The organism is Bacillus sp. PSXD-155, from assembly GCF_049310765.1.
GTDB lineage: Bacteria > Bacillota > Bacilli > Bacillales > Bacillaceae_G > Bacillus_A > Bacillus_A cereus.
Genome location: NZ_JBMOWC010000006.1, coordinates 199,673 through 218,710 on the forward strand (window position 1 = coordinate 199,673; position 19,038 = coordinate 218,710).

Genomic DNA, 19,038 nt, shown 5'->3' on the forward strand with positions numbered 1-19,038 from the left:
GGTTTTAACACTAAAAAATGTGCGTTATAATGAATTTGAAAGGGGAGGAAAGAGTGAAGAAAAAAATAATTCTTTTTACCACCTTACTAGTCATTGGCGGAAGTGCTGGCATTTACACAGTTTTTGCAGCTGAATCAGAGCAAGCGAAGCAAAAGCAAGTACAGCAGTCAGAAGTGAAGAAAGCGAAAGAAGCGGAAGAGAAGAAGTCGATGGAGAAAGCAGCTACGAAACTAGGGGTTTCTAGTGATGGGAAAACAAAAGAAGAAATTACGAAAGAAGTAAATAAGGCTAGATTTGAGCAGCGTCATGATTTATTAATTGAGCATGCGAAGCAACTTGGAATTGATACAGAGGGGAAAAAAGATGAAGAAATTATTTTAGAAATTGGAAAGATACAGCATGGAAAGTAGAACAACTTATCGTATGATAAGTTGTTCTTTTTTAAGAACTATTTGATTTTAAAATAATTGACAGTCATTCGGATTTAATGTTAACTATATTTATAAACAAGTTAACATTAGGGGTGACAATTGTGACAATAAATAGTAGAACGATTGAAAAATCATCTTATACATATGAAGAATTAGCAGAGAAAAATAAAGCTTACGTATGGCACCCATTTACACAAATGAAAGATTATTTAGAAGAAGATCCTGTCATTATTGAACGTGGAGAGGGAAGAAAACTATACGATGTAAATGGTAATGAATATTGGGATGGTGTTTCATCTATATGGTTAAATGTTCACGGACATCAAGTACCGGAATTAGATGAAGCAATTCGTGAGCAATTAAATAAAATTGCTCATTCTACTATGTTAGGACTTGCTAACGTTCCATCTATTTTATTAGCAGAAAAAATTATTGAGGTTGTACCAGATGGATTGAAGAAGGTATTCTATTCTGATTCAGGTTCTACCGCTGTTGAAATTGCAATTAAGATGGCTTTCCAATATTGGCAGCATAAAGGGAAAACAAAGAAACAAAGATTCGTTACATTAAAAGAAGCATATCACGGTGATACAATTGGAGCTGTTTCAGTAGGAGCAATAGACTTGTTTCACCAAGTGTATAGTTCGCTCTTATTTGATGCGATTAAAATGCCGTATCCATATACATATCGTTCTCCTTACGGAAATAATAAGGAGGAAATTGTAAAAAGCCATTTAGAAGAAATGGAAGAATTGTTGAAAGAAAAGCATGAAGAAGTAGCTGCCATCATTGTAGAGCCATTAATGCAAGGTGCTGGCGGAATGATTACAATGCCAAAAGGATATTTAAAAGGACTGCGCGATTTATGTACAAAGTACAATGTATTATTTATTACAGATGAGGTAGCGACTGGATTTGGGCGTACAGGGAAAATGTTTGCGTGTGAACATGAAAATGTGACGCCAGACATTTTAACTGCTGGGAAAGGTTTAACAGGTGGATATTTACCAATTGCAGTTACGGTAACGACAGATGAAATATATAATGCCTTCTTAGGAGAATATGAAGAACAAAAAACATTTTTCCATGGACATAGCTACACAGGTAATCCGTTAGGGTGTGCCGTAGCAATCGCGAATCTAGAACTATATGAAAAAACAAATTTAATAGAAGAAGTGGCACGTAAAACGGATTATGTGACAGCGCAATTAGAAAAGCTCTTTGTGTATAAACATGTAGGTGATATTCGTCAGTGCGGATTAATGGTTGGTATTGAGCTTGTGAAGAATAAGGAAACGAAAGAAGCGTTTGACTGGACAGAAAGAGTCGGTGTTCAAGTATGTAAACGCTCAAGAGAGCTGGGTATGATTTTACGACCGCTAGGTAACACGATTGTATTTATGCCACCACTTGCTTCTACTTTTGAAGAGATTGATGATATGTTACGCATTTTATATAAGGCAATCTCAGATGTTACGGAGGGAGAATAATGAGTGGTTTTTTCATAACAGCAACTGATACTGAAGTTGGAAAAACAGTAGTTGCAGGTGCTATAGCAGGTGTATTTAGAGAATTAGGATATAACGTAGGGGTATATAAACCGTTACAAAGTGGGCATGTTGCATCAAACCCTGAGGGAGATGCGGCAAGGTTAAAAGTACTATCAGGTGTACCGACACAAGAAAATGAAATTTGCCCTTATTCTATTGAAGAACCACTTGCTCCGAGACTTGCCATGAAAAGAGCTGGAAGAGTAGTAAAGTTAAAAGAAATTACTGATTACTATAATGAACTATTAAAAGAGTTTAATAGCTTATTTGTAGAAGGAGCAGGTGGGCTTGCTGTCCCATATACAGAAGATGCTTTAGTAATAGATTTTGCAACAGAATTACAGTTGCCTCTTATTGTAGTAGCTCGTCCTACATTAGGAACAGTAAATCATACAGTGTTAACGATTGCTTACGCAAAGGCGCATGGCTTAACCGTAGCGGGTGTCATTTTATCAGGTTGCAAAGAATGTGAAATGGAAAGAGTGCAAGAAAATAAAGAGATGATTGAAGAGCTGAGCGGGGTACCAGTTTTAGGATTATTACCATTCTTTGAAGGTGAGTTTACGAAAGAAGAAGTATTGGAATCTGCAAAAGAATATATTATGATTTCAAAATTAGAGGAGTTTATCCAAAATGAATCAAACGTGGCGGGCGCATCTTCAATCTAAATTACAACAATTACATGAGCAAGGGCAGTATCGAAATTTATATGTAACAGAGAAGGCAGAAGAGACTTGGCTTATTCGAGATAAAAAAAGGATGTTAAATTTAGCGTCAAATAATTATTTAGGGTTAGCTGGAGATGAAAGGTTAAAAGAAGCTGCTATTGCCTGTACAAAAAGATGTGGAACTGGAGCGACTGCCTCTCGTCTCGTTGTAGGAAATCATCCATTATATGAAGAGGTTGAGAGAAGCATATGTGACTGGAAAGGTACTGAAAGAGCTTTAATTGTAAATAGTGGGTATACGGCAAATATAGGTGCCATATCTTCTTTAGCCTCTCGGCACGATATTGTTTTTAGTGATAAGTTAAATCACGCAAGTATTGTTGATGGAATCATATTAAGCGGGGCAGAGCATAAAAGGTATCGTCATAATGATTTGGATCATTTAGAGAAGCTGTTGAAAACAGCGTCACCTGAAAAGCGGAAATTAATCGTAACTGATACCGTTTTTAGTATGGATGGTGATACTGCTTATTTGAGAGATTTAGTACAGCTGAAAGAGAAATACGGGGCAATCATTATAGTCGATGAAGCACATGCGAGTGGAATATATGGAATCGGCGGAGCTGGGTTATCTCATATAGAAAAAAATCTTGCTCAAAAAATTGATATACATATGGGGACGTTTAGCAAGGCTTTAGGGTGTTATGGTGCGTATTTGACAGGTGATGAAATTTATATAGAGTATTTACAAAATATGATGAGAAGCTTTATTTTTACTACAGCTTTACCACCAAGTACGTTAGGAGCAGTGCAAAAAGCAATTGAAATTGTAAAAGAAGATAACGAAAGAAGAGAGAACCTTATAGCAAACGGAGAATACTTCAGAACTAAATTAAGGGATGCTGGTTTTGATATTGGGAATAGTTCAACTCATATTGTACCGATTGTAGTCGGTTCAAATGAACATGCTTTACGATTTAGTAAAAGGTTGCAAGAGGCAGGGATTGCGGCTATTGCAATTCGTCCGCCAACTGTGCCGGTTCATAGCTCTCGAATTCGCTTTGCAGTTACATCGCAACATACAATAGATGATTTAAAATGGGCTATTGATCGAATTATTAACATTGCGAAAGAAGAGGAGATTTTCGTATGAACGAGCTAAAGATTATTTTTATCCCAGGATGGGGAATGGAAGAGAATATTTGGGATTTAGTATTTCCGTATTTTAAAGGATACCCTGTTCAAAGCATAGATTGGCGTAATGTGAAAGAACGAAGTGAATTTGCGGAACGAATTGTAGATGTAGCGCATAATGACAACGTAATTTTAGTTGGATGGTCACTAGGAGCGTTAGCAGCAGTTGAAGCTTATAAAAAGATTCAGGCAAAAGGCATCGTATTAATTGGTGGTACTGCTAAATTTACAAATACGAGCGACTACAGTAACGGATGGAATGCTTTGCATGTAGAACGGCTGAAAAGGAATTTGGCGAGAAGGAAAGAAGATACGCTCAAGCGGTTTTATGAAAATATGTTTACGAAAGATGAGCTAAAAGAGAATAAAAACTTTGAAGACATTGTAGACCGTTTTAAAGGTGATTCTATTCAGTCTTTACAACTAGGTTTGGATTATTTAATAGAAACAGATATGAGAGAAGAACTAAAAGAAATTAAAGTACCTATACTACTTATTCACGGAGAACAGGATGTAATATGCCCATTGTCTGCGGCACGTAGTATGACGGAGAATAGCAGCAGCGAGCTGAAAGTAGTAAGTGATGCAGGGCATGCGTTATGTGTGACGAATTTTGAATATTGCGCAAATGAAATAATTCAATTTATAGAGGGGATACGACATGATCAACAAAACGTTACTACAAAAACGGTTTAATGGGGCAGCCGTATCTTACGATCGATATGCAAATGTACAAAAAAAGATGGCACATTCATTACTTTCAATCTTAAAGGAACGATATAGTGAAACGGCATCAATACGTATTTTAGAACTGGGGTGCGGGACGGGGTATGTAACAGAGCAATTATCAAAGTTATTTCCGAAAGCACATATTACAGCAGTTGATTTTGCTGAAAGTATGATTGCAATTGCGCAAACTAGACAAAATGTAAAAAATGTAACGTTTCACTGTGAAGATATTGAGCGATTACGATTAGAAGAATCATATGATGTCATTATTTCAAATGCTACATTTCAATGGTTAAATAATTTACAACAAGTGTTAAGAAATTTATTTCAACATTTGTCTATAGATGGGATATTACTCTTTTCAACGTTTGGACATGAAACATTTCAAGAATTGCATGCTTCGTTCCAACGTGCGAAAGAAGAAAGAAATATAAAAAATGAAACATCGATTGGTCAACGTTTTTATTCGAAAGATCAGTTGCTTCATATATGCAAGATAGAAACAGGGGATGTGCATGTTTCTGAAACATGTTACATAGAGAGTTTTACAGAAGTTAAGGAGTTTCTACATTCTATTCGAAAAGTAGGAGCGACTAATAGCAATGAAGGATCATATTGTCAAAGTCCCTCACTCTTTCGTGCGATGCTGCGCATATACGAAAGAGACTTCACGGGAAATGAAGGGATAAAGGCAACGTATCATGCTTTATTTATGCATATAACAAAAGAGGGGAAGAGATGAAATGAAACAAGTACAAACAAAAAGGGATTGGAAAAAACTTGCATACGACGTAGTGGAAGAGAAGATGATTACGAAAGAAGATGCAATAGCGATATTAGAAGCTGATGATACAGAAGTTCTAGAAATTATGAATGCAGCTTACATCATTCGTCATCATCACTTTGGTAAGAAAGTAAAATTGAATATGATTATTAATACGAAATCTGGATTATGTCCTGAAGATTGTGGATATTGCTCACAGTCTATTATTTCAGAAGCACCGATTGATAAATATGCATGGTTAACGCAGGAAAAGATTGTAGAAGGGGCACATGAAGCAATACGCCGTAAAGCAGGTACATATTGTATTGTAGCGTCTGGTCGTCGTCCGACGGATAAAGAGGTAAATCACGTAATTGGAGCAGTTAAGGAAATTCGTGAAACGACAGACTTGAAGATTTGTTGTTGTTTAGGTTTCTTAAATGAAGATCAAGCAGGACGTTTAGCGGAAGCAGGCGTGCACCGTTATAACCACAACTTAAATACACATGAAAATAATTACGATAGTATTTGTTCAACTCATACGTATGATGATCGTGTTGATACAGTTCAAAAAGCAAAACAAGCTGGTATTTCTCCATGCTCTGGAGCGATTTTTGGCATGGGAGAAACAATTGAAGAGCGTGCTGAAATTGCATTTGAATTACAACGTATAGATGCAGATTCTATCCCTTGTAATTTCCTTGTTGCTGTAAAGGGGACACCTCTTGAAGGGCAAAAAGAGTTAACGCCAGTAGAATGTTTAAAAGTACTGGCAATGATGCGTTTTGTAAACCCAACAAAAGAAATTCGTATTTCTGGAGGACGTGAAATCAATTTACGTTCTGTACAGCCAATCGGTTTATTTGCAGCAAATTCTATTTTTGTCGGGGACTACTTAACGACAGCTGGACAAGAGCCGACTGCGGACTGGGGTATGATTGCAGATTTAGGATTTGAGATTGAAGAATGTGCATTATAAGATAGATGAAAAAGCAAACTTGTAAAAGGGTTTGCTTTTTTTGTAAATAAAATGTAATAAATAGTTGTGAACGCTTGATATTATTGGTTTTTGAGCGGAAAAAAGAATTTTTGTGGACGAATTTTCCAAGCCCTAGTTGTACATAGTAAATATGTAATTTATATTGGGTTGGAGGATTTTACATGTACAAATACATATTAGCGATTATGACTTGTTTAATTTTAATAAAAGCAATAAGTTCTGATCCAGTTAAGGCTGCTGAAAATCCTGAACAAAAAGAGATGCAACAAAGAATCGAACAACACTTTCGAACGAAAGCTGAACATTTTGGATTGAAAACGGAAGGAAAAGATTTAAAGGAAGTTAGAAAAGAAATTACTATTATAGAAGAAGCGAAAAAAAGAGAGAATGTATGGAGAACAGCACAAGCTCTTCATATAAAAACAGAAGGAAAAACGATGAATGAATTAATAAAAGATGTACAAAAAAAGGTGAAAAAATAAAAAGAGGCCGCAGCCTCTTTTTTTATGTCCATTGTTTTGATAAGTGAGCCATTTCAATTGCAGCAACAGCTGATTCATATCCTTTATTACCAGCTTTCGTACCTGCGCGTTCAATCGCTTGTTCAATTGTTTCTGTCGTTAATACGCCGAAAATAACTGGGATGTCCATTTGTAGTGATAAAGACGCAACACCTTTTGCTACTTCATTACAAACGTAATCGTAGTGAGTTGTAGCACCTCGGATTACAGTACCTAATGTAATAACAGCATCATACTTTCCGCTACTAGCCATCTTTTTAGCGATTAAAGGAATTTCAAATGCACCAGGAACCCAAGCAACATCAATATCATTTTCTTCTACACCGTGACGCTTTAATCCGTCTAAAGCGCCGCCAAGTAACTTACTTGTAATAAATTCGTTAAAACGTCCAACAACAACTCCAACTTTTAATCCTGTACCAACTAAATGACCTTCGAATACCATAATAAATCTCTCCTTTAATTATAAGTTTAGTAAGTGTCCTAATTTGTTTAATTTCGTTTGTAAATACGATTTATTCTCTTCTTTTGCTGGCATTTGCAACGGTACACGCTCGACTACTTCTAAATCGTAACCTTGTAAGCCAGCAATTTTTCTTGGGTTATTCGTTAATAATCGTAAACTTTGTAAACCTAAATCTTTTAATATTTGTGCTCCGATACCGTAATCACGAAGATCAGCAGGGAAGCCGAGTTTTTCATTTGCTTCTACAGTATCGAATCCTTCTTCTTGTAATTTATAAGCACGAAGCTTATTAAGAAGCCCAATGCCTCTTCCTTCTTGTCTCATATAAAGAAGAACACCTTTTCCTTCACGCTCAATTTGAGCAAGTGCTGCATGGAGTTGTGGTCCGCAATCGCAGCGATGTGAACCGAATACATCTCCTGTTAAGCATTCAGAATGAACACGCACAAGTACCGGTTCACCTATTGAAATATCACCTTTTACAAGTGCGATATGTTCTTTCGTATCTAATGAGTTAGAATAGCCAATTGCGTGGAAAGTACCGAAATCTGTAGGTAATGTAATTTCCACCTCTCTCGTCACAAGTGTTTCATGATGGCGGCGGTAAGCAATTAAATCTTCTATTGTAATCATTTTTATATCAAATTGTTTTGCGCATTCTATTAAATCAGGTACACGTGCCATCGTGCCGTCCTCATTTATAATCTCGCAAATAACTCCAGCTGGTTCGGCACCGCATAGCTTCGCTAAATCAACAGCAGCTTCTGTATGACCTGCACGACGCAGGACACCGCCTTCTTTCGCAATTAATGGAAAGATATGTCCAGGTCGATTGAAATCAGCGCCTTTTGATGCGGGGTTTAACAATTCTTGTATCGTAGTTGCACGTTCGTGAGCGCTAATCCCTGTTGTTGTAGAAACATGGTCAATGCTCACTGTAAACGCAGTATGATGTGAATCTGTATTATGAGATACCATTGGTTCTAATTGTAGACGTTCTGCGTACCCTGCTGTAATCGGTACACAAACGAGACCACGGCCATGTGTAATCATAAAATTAATTGTTTCTGGTGTAATGTACTCTGCTAAAGCAATAAAATCGCCTTCATTTTCTCGGTTTTCATCATCACATACGATAACGACTTTACCTTGTTTTAAATCTTCTAGAGCTTCTTCAATACGATGAAACATTGTGCTTCCCCCTTATAGAAATCCGTTTTCTTGTAAAAAGCTTTCAGTCATTGAACCTACTCGTTTTGTAGGTTTAGTAATAAAGCGTTCGATATATTTACCAATCATGTCACACTCAATGTTTACGATATCTCCGGCATTTTTTTCTCCAATGACAGATTCGCTTACTGTGTGCGGGATGAGTGAAATCGTTATGGAAGATTCGTCTATATCAAATATCGTTAAACTCGTTCCATCAACAGCAATGGATCCTTTATGCAAACAATAGCGCAGCAGTTCATCAGAAATTGCTATTTTGTAATAGACGGCATTGTAATGTTGTTTTTTATTTAAAATCGTTCCGATGCCATCAATATGTCCTGAAACGAAATGTCCACCGAATCGTCCGTTTGCAGCCATTGCTCGCTCTAAATTTACTTTAGAGTGCGGTTTAAGCATGCGAAGTGATGTCGACTGCATCGTTTCAGGCATTGCATCAACTGTAAATGAAGTAGTTGTAAAGCTTGTTACAGTTAAGCAAATACCGTTAACCGCGATACTATCACCTAAGTGAACATCTGATAAAATTTTCTTTGCATGAATCGTTAATTTCATCGCTTCTCCACTTTGTTGCATGTTTGCTATCGTTCCTAATTCTTCTACAATTCCTGTAAACATTTTGTCACCTCGTTTCGGGCATTCGCAACGATTTTTATATCATCACCAATTTGTTTCATCTCTTGAATTTTCAAGGAAAGCGCATCTTGTAATTTTGAAAAACCATTTCCTCCAAATAAAGTAGGAGCATCTTTCCCACCAATTAATTTCGGGCTTATATAGGTTACAATTTCATTAAAATTGTTTGTTTTTAAGAAACTTGCATGAATCGATTGGCCACCTTCAACGAATAGAGAAAGAATTTGTTTTTCTCCAAGAAAGGAAAGAAGGTCCTCGATTTCTATATGCTTCGTTTCCATTTGGAATATAGCTATATTTTTAGATTCATAAGAAGATATCTTCTCTTTCTTTACATCCTTACCGACAATAATCCATGTCGGTGCTAAACCATCTGTTATAACATGAGAAGATGGTGGTGTTCGTAAATGGGTATCTAAAACAACGCGAATAGGATGTTTCCCACCATTTGGAATTCTTGTTGTTAAATGAGGATTATCAGCTATAACTGTATTCACTCCAACAAGAATTGCATCATGTATATGGCGATATTGGTGAACATCAGCACGTGCTTCTTCACCTGTAATCCACTTACTTTCACCAGTTACAGTTGCTGTTTTTCCATCTAAGCTCATCGCTGTTTTGATTGTTACAAAAGGGCGTTTCGTTTTCATGTAGTGAAAAAAGTAGCGATTTAATAAAACTGCTTCTGCTTCAAGAACACCGGTAGTTACTTCAATTCTAGCTTCCTCTAATCTTCTTTTTCCGTTACCAGAAACGAGCGGATTACAATCGAGAGTAGCAATTACAACACGCTTAACTCCTTTTTCGATGAGCAATTCACAACAAGGTGGTGTTTTTCCAAAGTGGCTACACGGTTCCAGTGTTACATAAACGGTAGCGTCTTTGGCGTTCTGACCAGCCATTTGAAGGGCATGAACTTCTGCGTGTTCTTCACCAGCTCGTAAATGAGCCCCCATACCAACGATGTTTCCATCTTTTACAACAACAGCACCAACCATAGGATTTGGACTTGTTTGTCCTGATGTTCCTTCTGCTAACAGCAGGGCAATCCTCATATATTCTTGATCTGTCATTTTCTTCACCTCTCCTAAAAAAATCAAAAAACCCCAAGGATTTAATATCCTTGGGGTTTGGGAGACGTGATTTCTAGAAATATAGTTTGAATACGAAAGCATAGGAAAGAAACCTAGCAAAATATCGAATTTTTAAACGCTAGTTGTCTCTTTTTATTTCAGTATAAAAAATAAGTATAGAAAATTAAACATATATAAAGAATCAAAATGAATCTTTAAAAATATGCATACTGAAATAAAAGTGTATTCACTATATAAAAAACTAGAAACATATCCTTCTCCCATCCAGACTATACTGTCGGCCCTAGAGTTTCACTAGATCCACCGTTTTCGAGTTGAAAACGGGTCACGGACTTAGAAGTTTTCACTTCATCACCGCCGGTTGGGAATTTCACCCGACCCCGAAGGATGCTGTTTGCTCAAATTATAGCACAAAAAAAATAAAAGGCTAGTAAAAAATATTCGAATGTGAAGAATTGTGTGAAAATATATGTAGGCTGGAATGGAAATAAAAGTATTAGAAATGTTGTAAGGAGAAGGGATATAACGGAGTTGCTAAAAAGAAAAAACATGCACAAAAAAATGTGCATGTCACATGTAAAATTATTCTGCCTCTGGTGCTCTAACAACAGACTCGAATTTACCTTTATGCGAAGCGTCGCAATAAGGCATATTTTTTGATAAACCACAACGGCATAAAGAAAATGCCGGTTTTGCTGGGAATACATTCCCTTGTGAGTCGACTAATTCTACGTCCCCTGTAACGCGAAAAGAGCCATTATCATTTACTTTAATTTGTACTTTTGCCAACGTTATCCCTCCTTCCCAAACGCTTAATTTCATCATATAATCAAGGGAAGTGCTTGGCAATATAAAGTGAAACTTTAATTAGTGGGGGAGGCATCCCCCACTAATTATTATTTGAACCAATCGGGCTTTTAGGGGCAGTTAATCTCCCGCCTAACTTCTTTGTTTCAGCCGAATTTTGAGGTGGGAGTTTTACTGCCCACAAATAGCGGGGAAAAAAGAGCACTTTGTTTGAGAAAGAAGAGAGTGTTATAATAGTTTTCATAACTGACTAGAGTAAGGTGACGAGAGATGGATAAACAATTACATACATTACGAAACATTGCAAATGAGCGCACGTGGGCATCATTTTTGAATGATAATCATCCATATAGTTTGTTACATTGGTCCATTGCAGGTGTAGGGCAAGAGGTAAAGGATGTTTGGTTACTTCAAGATGAAGTAACATTTCAAACGACAGAATTTCCAACGTTAGATGATGCAATGCAATGGATTTCTGAAAATATGGAACAAGTTACAGACGTTTTAGCGCAATAAAAAAACAGGCTTATGCAAGCCTGTTTTTTGTTTCTTTCACATATGTGTTTAAAAATTGATCGATGGCTGCTTCGTACTCTTCTTTATTTTCGTTATAAGAGCAAGCGTGTGCACCGTGTTCTGCAATATAAAGTTGCTTATTATTTTCTTTCGCTTCATATAACGCTTTTGTCATATCAGCTAAAATATAGTCATCATCTTTACTATGAATAAAGAGAACGGGATTGTTAATGTTTTTTATACAGTCGATTGGTGAAACTTCACGAATTGTATAACCGTCACGAACTTTTAAAAATGCGTTTGCTAAAGGTAATAAAGGCCATTTTGGTAAATGGAATTCAACCTTTAAACGGTGCTGTAATTGTCCGTGAAAATCAGAGAAAGGACAATCTGCAATATAGAAATCAGCGCCATCTTCTACAAGTCCTGCGTATTGAAGAATTGTTGCGGCTCCCATAGATTCACCATGAATACCAAGTGTAATATTGGTTCCAAAACGGTTTTTTAGCCAGTCAACTACGGATTTCAAATCATGCTTTTCATAGTATCCATAGCTTGTTGTTTTTCCGCCAGTTTTACCATGACGACGATGATCGTAAATGAGGACATTATATCCCCTTTTTAAGAATAAGTTTGCATATTTTACAGAGTTTATTTTATTTACAGTTACACCGTGGCAAAAAACCATAAACTTATTGGAATGACCAGCAGGAATGTAATATCCGTGAAGGTCGTATCCGAATTGTGAAGGGATATGAATTTCTTCTTTATGAAGAGCATCAAAATCCTCTATACGAAAATGTTTTTTCGTTTCTCTTTCGAGTACTTCTTCCTCTGTTTTTTTCTTTAAGTACATCACTTTATTTGTAAAGAAAATCCCAAGGGCAGTTATTGCACCTAGTATAGTAAACAATGCTGCAAAAAAACGTTTCATACTTTACCTCATCCTCCAAATACCGTTACATGTGATACACTTATATTGTATCACAATGATATAAAAGGGGAGAAATAGGAAATGCTGCATATACAAAAAATTACGCCAGCGATGAAAGAAACAATCCGAATGTTCATGTGTAAGAACTGGGGAAGTTCATTGATGGTTTCACGTGGTAAGGGACATCAGTTAGAAGAGTTGCCAGGATTTGTTGCGCTCTCAGATGACAGAATAATCGGAATTATAACGTATGAAGTGACCGGAAATATGTGTGAAATTGTATCGCTAGATAGCTTTGAAGAAAGAAAAGGAATAGGGACGAAACTTGTGGATTGTGTATTACAAGTTGCAGAAGAAGAGCGGTGCAGACAGGTTTGGCTTATTACAACAAATGATAATATGAATGCGTTACGATTTTACCAAAAACGTAATTTTGTAATGACTAATTTATATGTGAATGCGGTAGAGAAGGCACGAAAAATAAAGAAAGAAATTCCACGTATTGGATATGATAATATCCCAATTTTACATGAAATTCAGTTGGAGTATCATTTAGTCAAATGATGTAACAATTTTCAGAAATATGAGTTATTAATCTTGACGGATAGTGTAATTTAGGTTACCGTAAAATTGTAATCTATTACCATATTAAGGGGTGACGATGTGGCAACTATACGTGATGTTGCAAAATTGGCAGGTGTTTCAGTCGCAACCGTTTCACGAGTTATTAATGAAAAAGGATACGTTCATGAGGACACAGTAAAACAAGTAAAGGAAGCAATTGAAGAATTACGTTATAGGCCAAACAGTGCAGCGAAGCCACTATTTAAAGAGAATTCAACGATAATTGCATTACTTGTAGATAATTTATGTAACCAATCAAACATCACTTTGCTACATTGTATTGAGGAAATAGCATATAAAGAAGGCTATCAAATCATTATTTGTAATATAGAGAATAAAGATAGATACATACATATGCTGAAGCAAAATAACATTGCAGGTGTTATTTTGACGAGAGCAGTTTTTAAAAGTGTAGGAGAAATTCCATTTCCGTTTGTTGTGATCGATGAGCAACAATCACATAGAAATTATTATGAAAGTGGACAGAGAGCTGTTTCTTTATTAAAAGAGAAAGGGTGTCACTTTCTTGCATATTTCGGTGAGGGAGAAGAAAGTGAAGAAATGGAAGATTATATAGCAGGGTTTTTAGACGCTGTTTGGGATGAAGGAATCTCTTATCGAGAAGAATGTGTACAAGGGTATACAAATAAACAATTTATTACATTATTGCAAAACAATCCGTATATAGATGGAATTGTAACCTCAAGTGATCAGATTGCTATTGAGTTAATTCGGTCAGCGAGATTTCTAAATATACATATACCAGATAAATTAAAAATTGTTGGACCTAATGGGAGCATAGAGTGTGAATGGATAGGTTCATCACTACCGGCAATTGAAAGCTATGTCAAAGATAATGGAAAATTAGCTTTTCAACAATTAAAAGGAAAAATAAAAAAGTAAAAGGTGCGTTTTATACGCACCTTTTTATAATGTAATTGCGGCAATAAAACCAAATATAAGTAACGGTATATTGTAATGTAGAAAAGTGGGTACACATGTATCCCATATATGATGGTGCTGACCATCAGCATTTAAACCGGATGTTGGTCCAAGGGTACTATCCGATGCTGGAGATCCTGCGTCACCTAGTGCTCCGGCTGTACCGATAATTGCAATTGTGGCCATTGGACTAAATCCAAGCTGAATGCAAAGAGGTACAAAAATGGTTGTTAAGATAGGGATGGTTGAAAAGGATGAACCAATTCCCATTGTAACGAGAAGTCCAATAACGAGCATAAGAAATGCAGCGAGTGGTTTATTATTTCCGATTATATGTGCACTCGTTTGCACCAGAGATTCAACATGTCCTGTTTTTCGAAGAACAGCGCCGAATCCAGCGGCAGCAATCATAACAAAGCCAATAAAGGACATCATACGCATTCCGCTTGTTAATATCGCATCTGCTTCTTTAAGTGGTAGACTGCCGCTAACCGATAAGACGATAATACCTGCTAAAGCACCAAAAATCATTGATTCTGTTGTTAATTGAACAGTTAATGTAGCAATGATAGATAATAACCCGAAAGTAATGCTACGTTTTGTATAGGGAACGATTTCATTTTCGGTAGTATGAATTTGTTCTGTTTCATACGTACGAGGTTTTCGGTACGTAATGAATACCGCTACACATAATCCAATAATCATACCAATTGCTGGAATAGTCATTGCTTTTGGAATAAGTGTGACATCAAATGTAAGGCCGCTTTGCGCAGCGTTGGTTTGTAATACGTCATGATAAATTTTTCCGAATCCTGCAGGGATCCACATATAAGGAGTAATCAATCCAAATGTAATAATACATGTGACAAGTCTGCGATCCACTTTCAGCTCATTTAATACTTTTAAAAGTGCTGGAATTAAGATGGGGATGAAAGCAATGTGAACAGGAATCACATTTTGTGAGAAACAAGCCATCGTTAAAATAATGAATAAAATAAGTATTTTAGAATAAACTTGTTTTTTCGTGTCTTGTTCATTGCCAATCCATTTTAATGCAGTTTGAATCATAGCATCTGGAAGTCCTGTTTTGGAAAGGGAAATAGCGAAACCACCAAGCATTGCATAACTTAAAGCGATTGGAGCACTGTTTCCAAGACCAGTTGTAAAAGTGTTAATCGTTTCTGAAATACCGAGTCCGCCGATAATTCCGCCTGTTAAAGCTCCAACAATGATGGCGACAATGACCTGGACACGTAACAAACTAAGCAATAGCATAATTGCTACTGCGACGAGTACAGCGTTCATAATAAATGTAATCTCCCTAAATTTTTATTCTGTTAAGACAAGTAAATATGAAACATTTTGCTATGTTTATACATACTTGCGACATATTATTATAAAATGTTTTCTATGAAATGTAAAAGAGCCTTTTGTTACTAATGCTGAAAAGCTAGCTCTTGTTTAATTGATTGCAAAGAATTAGCGAATAATTCTGGTTCTTCTAAATCAGGAGAATGTGCTGAATTTGGGAACCAAATCATCTTTTTTATAGGCGCTTCAATAATATCGCAATATTCCTGAACAAGTGCATAAGGAGTTTGATAATCATAGCGACCAGAACAAAAATAAACTGGAATAGATAAACTTGAGATAGAAGAAAAGAAATCGATTGTCAGCATTTCTTCCCATAAAACGCCAGATTTTAAATTTCCTGCGAGAAACTTGAACCAATCTAATAGCGTATACTCAGGAGAAAAGAAACCTTTTCGTATGAAAGAAAAGGAAGATCCGTTTTGGATTGCGCCTCCAAATGTGCCAAGCCACTTTCTTTGAATAATGAGACGTCTCGTATCTAAAAATGGTGGTTTGCCTAATTTTAAAAGGGAAGCTAATGCTTTTTTATGATCATGTTTTTTTGCAGAATGAATTAAATGTTGATATAGCAATTCTTCATTTTGTTTCATATGTACAATTTGCCCAATACCGATGTAAGCCTCGATATACTTTGGATATTGATGTGCTATGTTAAGCCCAATAATACTTCCCCAAGAATGACCAGCGAGAAATAGTTTTTGTTTGTTGAACCTTTTAAGTACATATTGAATCACTTCTTTTGCATCGGAAACGAATTGTTCAATTGTGAAATTTGCTCCGAAATCTTTCATTGAAAAGGATTTACCAGCCCCGCGCTGATCCCAATTAATAACAATAAATTGCTTCTCTAATTCTTTTTGAAAATGGCGAATAAATCCGATTTGTGCCATCCCAGGTCCGCCGTGACAGCATAATAAAATAGGTTGCTCTACGTTTTGTCCACGCATAAGGAGAGTTTGTTTTCGATTATTTATCATAACGCTTTCTATCGTAGCGATACTATTAGGAATGAGTTGTTTGTTTTCGTTATAGAACTGAGGGGTGTAGCTACGAAAAAGCATATTGAAAACCTCCTTTTGTGAAATCGTATGAATCGCACAGGCTATTCATTTTGCATATACTGTTAGAAAATAAAATCATTGTAACATACCATACTAGTGTCATTTCAACACGGGAGGAGGGAAATTGTGACGATTGGAGAAATTATAGATGGTTTAAACAGACGTGAATCCATCGCTATTATAGCAAAACGTCTTGAAATAAGCCCGTATACATTATCGAAGAAATTAAGATTGATTGGATACGAATATGATGGAGAGCAGAAGAAACGTATTTTTGTAGGAGATGGAGAAGAACCACGTCACTTACAACTCCAAGAAGCGACCGCCCTTCAATATGAGAAAACAGATTATCAATTATTAATTTACGAGCAATTACAAAGCATTTATGAGTTACTAAGAAAAAGAGGCGAAGTAATTGCACCAATTATGAGTAAGAGTACAGAGAAAAAGAGACGAACCTTTTCTATTAATACAGAAATATTAGCAAGATTGGACCTTATATCAGAATCGAAAGGAATTCAAAAGTCTAAACTTGTAGAAGAGGCGTTGCAACAATTTTTACAGCAATATGAAGTTGACAAAACATCACATTTTGATAATTAAAGAAAAGGATACTATGTTCATTGGAAGAACGAGTATCCTTTTTATGATGTATATTACGTATAAAATAGAGGATCAGTACAAATCCTTTATGGCGTGAAAAATAAAATTTATTATTAGAGAAACACTTAATTTACTTTTTGAATTCTTCCATCAATAACTGGCTGAATTGGTTCTTTTAATTGTTTTACGTAATCGACTAACGCTTCAAAGTCGTTTGGACCAGTTTCTGCATTTTTACCATTTTTAAATGATACGAATCCGTCACCGCCAGAAGCTAAGAAGGCATTTGCGACTACGCTATACGTTTTAGATGGAGATAATTCTTCTCCGTTTGTTAAACGTATATTTGTAACTTTTTCACCGTTTGTTTTATTTGCATCCCACGTATATTGAATACCTGAAATTTGAAGCATTCTTGTTGTTCCTTTTTGCCATTGCTGATTTAAAATATCGCGAATGTCTTGACCTGTTAAATCTACTTTAATCAATTGATTTCCAAAAGGTTGAATGCCGTATAACTCACCCCACGTAATATCACCAGCATCTAAGTCATTACGAATGCCACCAGGATTCATGAGGGCGATTTGAGTTTGCATCGTTTGACGCTGAGCATCGGCAACTAAATTTCCAAGAGTGGACTCACCAGCATCATTTTGTTTACGGTCGATAGGTGCTGTAGATTTTCCGACCACTTCATTTACAAGTGGTGCGATTTTTTCTTTATATTGATCTAGTTTTTTCTTTACTTGTTTATCAGGTTCTACACCTTCATGATACGTTGTAACAACTTCAGCTTTTTTCTTTACAATATCCTTTGTTTTACGATCAATTGTTACATCCACGTCTGAGAAAGCCGTTCCGTATGAATTTGCTTGGACAATTAGTTTATTATTTACTGTACCATTTACATACGTATGACTATGTCCACCGAAAATAACATCAACTTCTGGGTCTGTTTCATTTGCAATTCGAGTAAGATCGCCATTTGTTACCCCAGACTCATCGGTTGTTCCACCGACATGAGCAAGAACGACGATCGATTTAACGCCGAGGCGTTTTAATTGTTGTGTTGATTTATTAATTGCTTCTACTTCATCAGTAATTTGTACATTTTTAAGCATCGTAGGCATAACAACATTTGGTGTATCAGTTGTAACAACACCAATGAATCCAACAGGAACACCATCTACCATTTTTACAGTAAATGGTGGTAAAAATAAGCGGCCAGTTGATTTGTTATAGAAGTTAGCAGCTACATAGGGGAAGTTAGCCCCTTTGAAATTCCCTGTTTTTTCATGATATCCACCGTAAATGAGGCGTTTCATTTCATCAATGCCTTCATCAAATTCATGGTTTCCGATTGTACCAACATCAAATTTTAAATCATTTAAAAATTCAATCGTCGGTTCATCTTGTAATAATGCTGAAACTGGTGGACTAGCTCCGACGATATCACCAGCATGTACGAGAAGTGTATTAGGGTTTTGTTTTTTACGTTCTTTTAAATAAGTAGCTAAGTAATCAGCGCCACCAGCTTCTTTATTATTGATTTTTTTAACAGTATCTAGTTGTCCATGGAGATCATTAATACCAAGCATTTGTACGTCTATGTAGCGGTTTTGTTCAGCTGGATTCTGAGATGGGGGAGCGGCAAATACGCTTGAAAAAGTAATAGTGCTTAAAACAGCAACGGCAGGAATAATTTTTTTCCACATAATATAATTCTCCTCTTTTTATAATCTGACATCATACGACATAATTTTAATAGATTCATAGGATTATAGCTACATAAAAATTTAGTATTTTCGAAAAATTAACATATTTACAAAAAGTGAATAATAGAGTAAAGACCCTTTTTTATTGTCGATTTCATCGTGTATCTACTATAATGG

Annotated in this window: 21 protein-coding genes and 1 riboswitch; of the genes, 12 read left to right on the forward strand and 9 right to left on the reverse strand. The window is 36.1% G+C overall.

The annotated features are described in order from the left end of the window. The first annotated feature begins 53 nt into the window (after positions 1–53). The 8 genes from ACO6VI_RS09245 to ACO6VI_RS09280 all read left to right on the forward strand — a co-directional run bounded on the left by ACO6VI_RS09245 (position 54) and on the right by ACO6VI_RS09280 (position 6,817). Positions 54–410, forward strand: coding sequence for a hypothetical protein (locus tag ACO6VI_RS09245; protein ID WP_161520080.1), 357 nt, complete (start codon positions 54–56; stop codon positions 408–410). A 77-nt stretch (positions 411–487) separates the two neighbouring features. Beyond that, positions 488–1,921, forward strand: a complete 1,434-nt coding sequence (gene bioA / locus ACO6VI_RS09250; RefSeq protein WP_003292002.1) for an adenosylmethionine--8-amino-7-oxononanoate transaminase — start codon at positions 488–490, stop codon at positions 1,919–1,921. Further along, positions 1,921–2,649: a dethiobiotin synthase gene (gene bioD / locus ACO6VI_RS09255; RefSeq protein ID WP_000012479.1), complete on the forward strand. Its 729-nt coding sequence runs from the start codon at positions 1,921–1,923 to the stop codon at positions 2,647–2,649. Before bioA ends, bioD begins: the two co-directional genes overlap by 1 nt. Then, complete coding sequence (gene bioF, locus ACO6VI_RS09260) at positions 2,615–3,802, forward strand: 8-amino-7-oxononanoate synthase (protein WP_161520081.1); 1,188 nt, start codon at positions 2,615–2,617, stop codon at positions 3,800–3,802. Before bioD ends, bioF begins: the two co-directional genes overlap by 35 nt. After that, positions 3,799–4,539: an alpha/beta fold hydrolase gene (locus ACO6VI_RS09265; RefSeq protein WP_001004157.1), complete on the forward strand. Its 741-nt coding sequence runs from the start codon at positions 3,799–3,801 to the stop codon at positions 4,537–4,539. Before bioF ends, ACO6VI_RS09265 begins: the two co-directional genes overlap by 4 nt. Beyond that, positions 4,505–5,314, forward strand: a complete 810-nt coding sequence (bioC, locus tag ACO6VI_RS09270) for a malonyl-ACP O-methyltransferase BioC (RefSeq protein WP_078400485.1) — start codon at positions 4,505–4,507, stop codon at positions 5,312–5,314. Before ACO6VI_RS09265 ends, bioC begins: the two co-directional genes overlap by 35 nt. Position 5,315: 1 nt before the next feature. After that, entirely contained in the window at positions 5,316–6,314 is a 999-nt protein-coding gene (bioB, locus tag ACO6VI_RS09275; RefSeq protein ID WP_000815858.1) for a biotin synthase, read from the forward strand. 182 nt (positions 6,315–6,496) lie between these two features. Beyond that, the gene (locus ACO6VI_RS09280; RefSeq protein WP_000280032.1) at positions 6,497–6,817 is read left to right on the forward strand and encodes a hypothetical protein; all 321 of its coding nucleotides are present in this window, start codon (positions 6,497–6,499) and stop codon (positions 6,815–6,817) included. A 22-nt stretch (positions 6,818–6,839) separates the two neighbouring features. Here ACO6VI_RS09280 and ribH read toward each other — a convergent pair whose 3' ends face one another. The 5 genes from ribH to ACO6VI_RS09305 all read right to left on the reverse strand — a co-directional run bounded on the left by ribH (position 6,840) and on the right by ACO6VI_RS09305 (position 11,074). Further along, the gene (gene ribH / locus ACO6VI_RS09285) at positions 6,840–7,301 is read right to left on the reverse strand and encodes a 6,7-dimethyl-8-ribityllumazine synthase (RefSeq protein ID WP_000230896.1); all 462 of its coding nucleotides are present in this window, start codon (positions 7,299–7,301) and stop codon (positions 6,840–6,842) included. An 18-nt stretch (positions 7,302–7,319) separates the two neighbouring features. Beyond that, entirely contained in the window at positions 7,320–8,513 is a 1,194-nt protein-coding gene (ribBA, locus tag ACO6VI_RS09290; RefSeq protein ID WP_088020469.1) for a bifunctional 3,4-dihydroxy-2-butanone 4-phosphate synthase/GTP cyclohydrolase II, read from the reverse strand. A 12-nt stretch (positions 8,514–8,525) separates the two neighbouring features. After that, positions 8,526–9,170 (reverse strand): riboflavin synthase subunit alpha, encoded by a 645-nt coding sequence (gene ribE, locus ACO6VI_RS09295; RefSeq protein WP_000493907.1) that lies wholly within the window; start codon positions 9,168–9,170, stop codon positions 8,526–8,528. Beyond that, positions 9,152–10,264: a bifunctional diaminohydroxyphosphoribosylaminopyrimidine deaminase/5-amino-6-(5-phosphoribosylamino)uracil reductase RibD gene (ribD, locus tag ACO6VI_RS09300; protein WP_153592010.1), complete on the reverse strand. Its 1,113-nt coding sequence runs from the start codon at positions 10,262–10,264 to the stop codon at positions 9,152–9,154. The genes ribE and ribD overlap by 19 nt, the downstream gene beginning before the upstream one ends. A gap of 269 nt (positions 10,265–10,533) precedes the next feature. Beyond that, positions 10,534–10,677: riboswitch (FMN riboswitch) on the reverse strand. Between the two features lie 190 nt (positions 10,678–10,867). After that, positions 10,868–11,074 (reverse strand): CDGSH iron-sulfur domain-containing protein, encoded by a 207-nt coding sequence (locus tag ACO6VI_RS09305; RefSeq protein WP_001151582.1) that lies wholly within the window; start codon positions 11,072–11,074, stop codon positions 10,868–10,870. 288 nt (positions 11,075–11,362) lie between these two features. Between ACO6VI_RS09305 and ACO6VI_RS09310 the strand changes: the two genes are divergently transcribed. Next, entirely contained in the window at positions 11,363–11,608 is a 246-nt protein-coding gene (locus ACO6VI_RS09310; protein WP_000360796.1) for a DUF2552 family protein, read from the forward strand. Between the two features lie 10 nt (positions 11,609–11,618). Here ACO6VI_RS09310 and ACO6VI_RS09315 read toward each other — a convergent pair whose 3' ends face one another. Next, positions 11,619–12,542, reverse strand: coding sequence for an alpha/beta hydrolase (locus tag ACO6VI_RS09315; RefSeq protein ID WP_000819228.1), 924 nt, complete (start codon positions 12,540–12,542; stop codon positions 11,619–11,621). An 81-nt stretch (positions 12,543–12,623) separates the two neighbouring features. Between ACO6VI_RS09315 and ACO6VI_RS09320 the strand changes: the two genes are divergently transcribed. Together ACO6VI_RS09320 and ACO6VI_RS09325 are read left to right on the forward strand one after the other, a co-directional pair. After that, complete coding sequence (locus tag ACO6VI_RS09320; protein ID WP_063548584.1) at positions 12,624–13,106, forward strand: GNAT family N-acetyltransferase; 483 nt, start codon at positions 12,624–12,626, stop codon at positions 13,104–13,106. A 99-nt stretch (positions 13,107–13,205) separates the two neighbouring features. Further along, positions 13,206–14,069, forward strand: coding sequence for a LacI family DNA-binding transcriptional regulator (locus ACO6VI_RS09325; RefSeq protein WP_023522965.1), 864 nt, complete (start codon positions 13,206–13,208; stop codon positions 14,067–14,069). Between the two features lie 24 nt (positions 14,070–14,093). Here ACO6VI_RS09325 and ACO6VI_RS09330 read toward each other — a convergent pair whose 3' ends face one another. Both ACO6VI_RS09330 and ACO6VI_RS09335 read right to left on the reverse strand, forming a co-directional pair. Then, complete coding sequence (locus ACO6VI_RS09330; RefSeq protein WP_000994810.1) at positions 14,094–15,413, reverse strand: Na+/H+ antiporter family protein; 1,320 nt, start codon at positions 15,411–15,413, stop codon at positions 14,094–14,096. Between the two features lie 131 nt (positions 15,414–15,544). Further along, positions 15,545–16,543 (reverse strand): alpha/beta fold hydrolase, encoded by a 999-nt coding sequence (locus ACO6VI_RS09335; RefSeq protein WP_000898973.1) that lies wholly within the window; start codon positions 16,541–16,543, stop codon positions 15,545–15,547. Positions 16,544–16,669: 126 nt separating this feature from the next. On the opposite strand from ACO6VI_RS09335, the gene ACO6VI_RS09340 reads away from it, so the two are divergent. Continuing rightward, entirely contained in the window at positions 16,670–17,146 is a 477-nt protein-coding gene (locus ACO6VI_RS09340) for a ribbon-helix-helix domain-containing protein (RefSeq protein WP_000151933.1), read from the forward strand. 125 nt (positions 17,147–17,271) lie between these two features. Here the strand turns inward: ACO6VI_RS09340 and ACO6VI_RS09345 are convergent, their stop codons facing one another. Further along, positions 17,272–18,861 (reverse strand): bifunctional metallophosphatase/5'-nucleotidase, encoded by a 1,590-nt coding sequence (locus ACO6VI_RS09345; RefSeq protein ID WP_000265556.1) that lies wholly within the window; start codon positions 18,859–18,861, stop codon positions 17,272–17,274. Positions 18,862–19,038 lie beyond the last annotated feature (177 nt).

Excerpts from the sequence above, each read along its gene's own strand:
- bioA (WP_003292002.1), top strand. The coding sequence starts at position 488 with ATGTTAACTATATTTATAAACAAGTTAACATTAGGGGTGACAATTGTG.
- bioF (WP_161520081.1), top strand. The coding sequence starts at position 2,615 with ATGAATCAAACGTGGCGGGCGCATCTTCAATCTAAATTACAACAATTA.
- ribBA (WP_088020469.1), bottom strand. The coding sequence starts at position 8,513 with ATGTTTCATCGTATTGAAGAAGCTCTAGAAGATTTAAAACAAGGTAAA.
- ACO6VI_RS09330 (WP_000994810.1), bottom strand. The coding sequence starts at position 15,413 with ATGAACGCTGTACTCGTCGCAGTAGCAATTATGCTATTGCTTAGTTTG.
- ribE (WP_000493907.1), bottom strand. The coding sequence starts at position 9,170 with ATGTTTACAGGAATTGTAGAAGAATTAGGAACGATAGCAAACATGCAA.
- ACO6VI_RS09265 (WP_001004157.1), top strand. The coding sequence starts at position 3,799 with ATGAACGAGCTAAAGATTATTTTTATCCCAGGATGGGGAATGGAAGAG.
- ribD (WP_153592010.1), bottom strand. The coding sequence starts at position 10,264 with ATGACAGATCAAGAATATATGAGGATTGCCCTGCTGTTAGCAGAAGGA.
- ACO6VI_RS09320 (WP_063548584.1), top strand. The coding sequence starts at position 12,624 with ATGCTGCATATACAAAAAATTACGCCAGCGATGAAAGAAACAATCCGA.
- ACO6VI_RS09310 (WP_000360796.1), top strand. The coding sequence starts at position 11,363 with ATGGATAAACAATTACATACATTACGAAACATTGCAAATGAGCGCACG.
- bioB (WP_000815858.1), top strand. The coding sequence starts at position 5,316 with ATGAAACAAGTACAAACAAAAAGGGATTGGAAAAAACTTGCATACGAC.
- ACO6VI_RS09315 (WP_000819228.1), bottom strand. The coding sequence starts at position 12,542 with ATGAAACGTTTTTTTGCAGCATTGTTTACTATACTAGGTGCAATAACT.
- bioC (WP_078400485.1), top strand. The coding sequence starts at position 4,505 with ATGATCAACAAAACGTTACTACAAAAACGGTTTAATGGGGCAGCCGTA.
- bioD (WP_000012479.1), top strand. The coding sequence starts at position 1,921 with ATGAGTGGTTTTTTCATAACAGCAACTGATACTGAAGTTGGAAAAACA.
- ACO6VI_RS09345 (WP_000265556.1), bottom strand. The coding sequence starts at position 18,861 with ATGTGGAAAAAAATTATTCCTGCCGTTGCTGTTTTAAGCACTATTACT.
- ACO6VI_RS09335 (WP_000898973.1), bottom strand. The coding sequence starts at position 16,543 with ATGCTTTTTCGTAGCTACACCCCTCAGTTCTATAACGAAAACAAACAA.
- ACO6VI_RS09280 (WP_000280032.1), top strand. The coding sequence starts at position 6,497 with ATGTACAAATACATATTAGCGATTATGACTTGTTTAATTTTAATAAAA.
- ribH (WP_000230896.1), bottom strand. The coding sequence starts at position 7,301 with ATGGTATTCGAAGGTCATTTAGTTGGTACAGGATTAAAAGTTGGAGTT.